Source organism: Winogradskyella sp. SM1960, from assembly GCF_020179375.1.
In the GTDB taxonomy this organism is placed as follows: domain Bacteria; phylum Bacteroidota; class Bacteroidia; order Flavobacteriales; family Flavobacteriaceae; genus Winogradskyella; species Winogradskyella marina.
Window position 1 is genome coordinate 2,501 of record NZ_JAICBG010000019.1, and the last position, 2,846, is coordinate 5,346.

Here is a 2,846-nt window from a genome sequence, read left to right on the forward strand (position 1 = left end):
TGCTGGGGTTGTAGGACCACGATATTCGACTCATAATGAATTAGAACAGTTTGGAAAGACTGACCAAAGAGGGTGATAGTCCCGTATAAGTAAAGAATGATTAGATAGTGGTATCCTGAGTAGTGCGGGGCACGTGAAACCCTGTGTGAATTAGTGGGGACCATCCCATAAGGCTAAATACTCCTGAGAGACCGATAGTGAACTAGTACCGTGAGGGAAAGGTGAAAAGAACCCTGAATAAGGGAGTGAAATAGAACCTGAAACCATACGCTTACAAGCGGTCGGAGCAGACTTGATCTGTGACGGCGTGCCTTTTGCATAATGAGCCTACGAGTTACCGTTGCTAGCAAGGTTAAGGACTTCAGGTCCGGATCCGTAGCGAAAGCGAGTCTGAATAGGGCGCTTTAGTTAGTAGTGGTAGACGCGAAACCGTGTGATCTACCCATGGGCAGGGTGAAGCTGTGGTAACACACAGTGGAGGCCCGAACCGGTTGACGTTGAAAAGTCTTCGGATGACCTGTGGGTAGGGGTGAAAGGCCAATCAAACTCGGAAATAGCTCGTACTCCCCGAAATGCATTTAGGTGCAGCGTTGCAATATAGTTTTATAGAGGTAGAGCTACTGATTGGATGCGGGGGCTTCACCGCCTACCAATTCCTGACAAACTCCGAATGCTATAAAATGTTTTGCAGCAGTGAGGGCATGGGTGCTAAGGTCCATGTCCGAGAGGGAAAGAACCCAGACCATCAGCTAAGGTCCCCAAATGTATGTTAAGTTGAATAAACGAGGTTGAACTGCTTAGACAGCTAGGATGTTGGCTTGGAAGCAGCCATTCATTTAAAGAGTGCGTAACAGCTCACTAGTCGAGCGGTTCGGCATGGATAATAATCGGGCATAAACATACTACCGAAGCTATGGACTTGTAAAAGTGGTAGGGGAGCATTGTAGTGTCGTCGAAGGTGTGCTGTGAGGCATGCTGGAGAAGCTACAAAAGAAAATGTAGGCATAAGTAACGATAATGCGGGCGAGAAACCCGCACACCGAAAGACTAAGGTTTCCTCAGCTATGCTAATCAGCTGAGGGTTAGTCGGGACCTAACGCGAACCCGAAAGGGGTAGTGGATGGACAACAGGTTAATATTCCTGTACCTGCTCACGTTAAAAGTGACGGAGGCGAAAAGTTAGTGCGTACTGACGGAATAGTACGTTGAAGCGAGTAGTAATACCGCGATAGTACACTGAGACTACGGTCAAGGTGATAATCTAGCAAATCGACTTCCAAGAAAAGCGAGTGAAGCAGCCCGTACCCTAAACCGACACAGGTAGTTGGGATGAGAATTCTAAGGTGCTCGAGAGATTCATGGCTAAGGAACTAGGCAAAATTGACGCGTAACTTCGGGAGAAGCGTCGCCCCCCTCTGGGGGGGCCGCAGTGAAAAAGTCCAGGCGACTGTTTATCAAAAACACAGGGCTCTGCTAAATCGAAAGATGATGTATAGGGCCTGACACCTGCCCGGTGCTGGAAGGTTAAGTGGAGGGTTTAGAAGTTTACTTCGAAGATCTCAAATGAAGCCCCAGTAAACGGCGGCCGTAACTATAACGGTCCTAAGGTAGCGAAATTCCTTGTCGGGTAAGTTCCGACCTGCACGAATGGTGTAACGATCTGGACACTGTCTCAGCCATGAGCTCGGTGAAATTGTAGTATCGGTGAAGATGCCGATTACCCGCTGTGGGACGAAAAGACCCCGTGCACCTTTACTATAGCTTAGTATTGGTTTTGGATAAGTAATGTGTAGGATAGGTGGGAGACTTCGATCGTGCGTCGCCAGGCGTGCGTGAGTCATTGTTGAAATACCACCCTTTGCTTATCTAGAGTCTAACTTTCAAAGAAAGGACAGTGCTTGGTGGGTAGTTTGACTGGGGTGGTCGCCTCCAAAAGAGTAACGGAGGCTTCTAAAGGTTCCCTCAGCACGCTTGGTAACCGTGCGTAGAGTGCAATGGCATAAGGGAGCTTGACTGAGAGACATACAGGTCGATCAGGTACGAAAGTAGAGCATAGTGATCCGGTGGTTCCGTATGGAAGGGCCATCGCTCAAAGGATAAAAGGTACGCCGGGGATAACAGGCTGATCTCCCCCAAGAGCTCATATCGACGGGGGGGTTTGGCACCTCGATGTCGGCTCGTCACATCCTGGGGCTGGAGAAGGTCCCAAGGGTTGGGCTGTTCGCCCATTAAAGTGGCACGCGAGCTGGGTTCAGAACGTCGTGAGACAGTTCGGTCTCTATCTACAGTGGGCGTTAGAAATTTGAGTGGATCTGACTCTAGTACGAGAGGACCGAGTTGGACGAACCTCTGGTGTACCTGTTGTTCCGCCAGGAGCATTGCAGGGTAGCTACGTTCGGAAGGGATAAGCGCTGAAAGCATATAAGCGCGAAACCCACCACAAGATGAGATTTCTTTAAAGGGTCGTGGAAGATTACCACGTTGATAGGCTATAGGTGTAAAGGCAGTAATGTCATAGCCGAGTAGTACTAATAACCCATAGGTTTATTGTCACTTCGACTTCGCTCAGTGACCAGCAATGATTGCTGAGCGAGTCTGTTTTTTTATTAAAGTATACATTACTATACACATCATGTCATTTTTTCAATATGTCAACAATATTAGTGTTGATTATTTATAACAACCAAGGTCTTGAACCAAGTTCAAGATAAAAACTTAAGGTGGTTATAGCGACGGGGCTCACCTCTTACCATTCCGAACAGAGTAGTTAAGCCCGTTTGCGCCGATGGTACTGCTTTACTGTGGAAGAGTAGGTCGCCGCCTTTTTTGAAAACCCTTACTAGATA

The 2,846-nt window shown here is 48.0% G+C and carries 2 rRNA genes (1 of these 2 cut by a window edge); both read left to right on the top strand.

The window, feature by feature from the left end:
- Positions 1–2,552, top strand: a 23S ribosomal RNA gene (locus K1X16_RS17560); it begins 274 nt to the left of the window's first position.
- A 164-nt stretch (positions 2,553–2,716) separates the two neighbouring features.
- Positions 2,717–2,826: ribosomal RNA gene (gene rrf, locus K1X16_RS17565) — 5S ribosomal RNA — on the top strand.
- The last annotated feature ends 20 nt before the right edge of the window (positions 2,827–2,846 follow it).